Source organism: Mesorhizobium sp. M7A.F.Ca.MR.362.00.0.0, assembly GCF_004023175.1.
Lineage (GTDB): Bacteria > Pseudomonadota > Alphaproteobacteria > Rhizobiales > Rhizobiaceae > Mesorhizobium.
This window is the reverse complement of sequence record NZ_RZTF01000004.1, coordinates 17,240-18,723: the sequence shown is the minus strand read 5'-3', so window position 1 is coordinate 18,723 and position 1,484 is coordinate 17,240. Positions and strand designations below refer to the sequence as shown.

Below are 1,484 nucleotides of genomic sequence, written 5' to 3'. Positions count from 1 at the left end.
GCGCATCCTGTCCTCCGGCTTCCAGCAGGAGGGGCCGACCTGGGCGCCGAATGGCCGCGTGCTGATGTTCTTCCGCGATTCCGCCGGCGGCCCCAAACTGGTTTCGGTCGATCTGACCGGACGCAACGAGCAATCGATCCCGACGGCGAACTTCGCTTCGGACCCGGCCTGGTCGCCGCTGCTTGAATAGAGGAATTGAGGAACTGGGGAATTGAAGAACTGAAGAATGGAGAAGGCGGGCGGCTACATTAATCGCGCGAAGGATCTAGAGGTATACAAACGCGCTTAGGTGATTTCTCTTGACGTCCATAAAGCTACGCTCGCTTTCCCGAAAATGGAGCAATACGCACTGGCTGATCAGTTGCGTCGCTCCAGCAAAGGAATCTGCGCCAATTTGGCTGAGGGATTTGCCAAGCAGACTCACTCCAAACCCGAATTCGCGCGGTTCATTTCGATGGCAATGGGGTCATGCAGCGAGGTGGAGACGTGGATTTCCTATGCGTTCGACCTTGGATACATCAGCCAGGCACAACACGACGATTGGCTGCGATCCTATGCCCCATATCTACGGCATGCTGATCAATCTGAGAGAAAAGCTGAAGTGAATTCTCTCTTCAGTTCCTCAATTCCCCAACTCTTCAATTCCTCATTTCCATCTCTTTGTCGCGTTTTGGCCGTATTTACGCCTAGGGTCCGCGTGAAATGTGGCTTCAGGCCAACGGGCTGCGGACGGGCAGCTTAAAGCAAAATTAACCGTGTTTCTTGAATGCCGGTTAACCCAAACGTGGTTACTGGGTGATCAACGAAATCACTCAAATTAGATCACTCGAAATACGAAGGAGAGGCGGCATGGGCCGTATTGCAGCACTTACCAGAAACCCGGTCATGATCGCGCTGGTGGCGATGCTCGCCATCGCAGGTTGCGCCTCGAAGAAGACGCCGAACAACGCGGCCGATCTTGGCCTTAACGGCGCCGGCGCGGCGACGCCCGGATCGGCGCAGGACTTCACCGTCAACATTGGCGACCGCATCTTCTTCGATACGGACTCGACCTCGATCCGTGCCGACGCGCAGACGACGCTCTCGCGCCAGGCGCAGTGGCTGAACCAGTACAAGCAGTATGCCATCGTCGTCGAAGGCCATGCCGACGAACGCGGCACACGTGAATACAATTTGGCGCTCGGCGCCCGCCGCGCCGCCGCCACCCGCGACTTCCTCGTTGCCAAGGGCGTTTCGGCCAGCCGTCTCAAGACCATTTCCTACGGCAAGGAACGTCCGGTCGCGGTGTGCGACGACATCTCCTGCTGGTCGCAGAACCGCCGCGCGGTCACCACGCTTAGCGGCGCTGGCTCCTGAAGCATCATGCAGCCGACCGGCGCGTCAAGAACGGCGGCCGTCTAGCGGTAAAAATGCAACATACCTGTGCGAAAGGCGGCCCTGGGGCCGGCCTTTTTCACATCCGGATGCCCGAAACAAAATTTGGC

The 1,484-nt window shown here is 57.9% G+C and carries 1 protein-coding gene and 2 pseudogenes; all 3 read left to right on the top strand.

What is annotated here, in order from left to right:
• A pseudogene (tolB, locus tag EOC06_RS41465) lies at window positions 1-190 on the top strand (Tol-Pal system protein TolB); the annotation flags it as partial.
• A 144-nt stretch (window positions 191-334) separates the two neighbouring features.
• A pseudogene (locus EOC06_RS41460) lies at window positions 335-496 on the top strand (four helix bundle protein); the annotation flags it as partial.
• A 353-nt stretch (window positions 497-849) separates the two neighbouring features.
• Window positions 850-1,356, top strand: coding sequence for a peptidoglycan-associated lipoprotein Pal (gene pal / locus EOC06_RS01035; protein WP_013529149.1), 507 nt, complete (start codon window positions 850-852; stop codon window positions 1,354-1,356).
• The last annotated feature ends 128 nt before the right edge of the window (window positions 1,357-1,484 follow it).

Excerpts from the sequence above, each read along its gene's own strand:
- pal (WP_013529149.1), top strand. The coding sequence starts at position 850 with ATGGGCCGTATTGCAGCACTTACCAGAAACCCGGTCATGATCGCGCTG.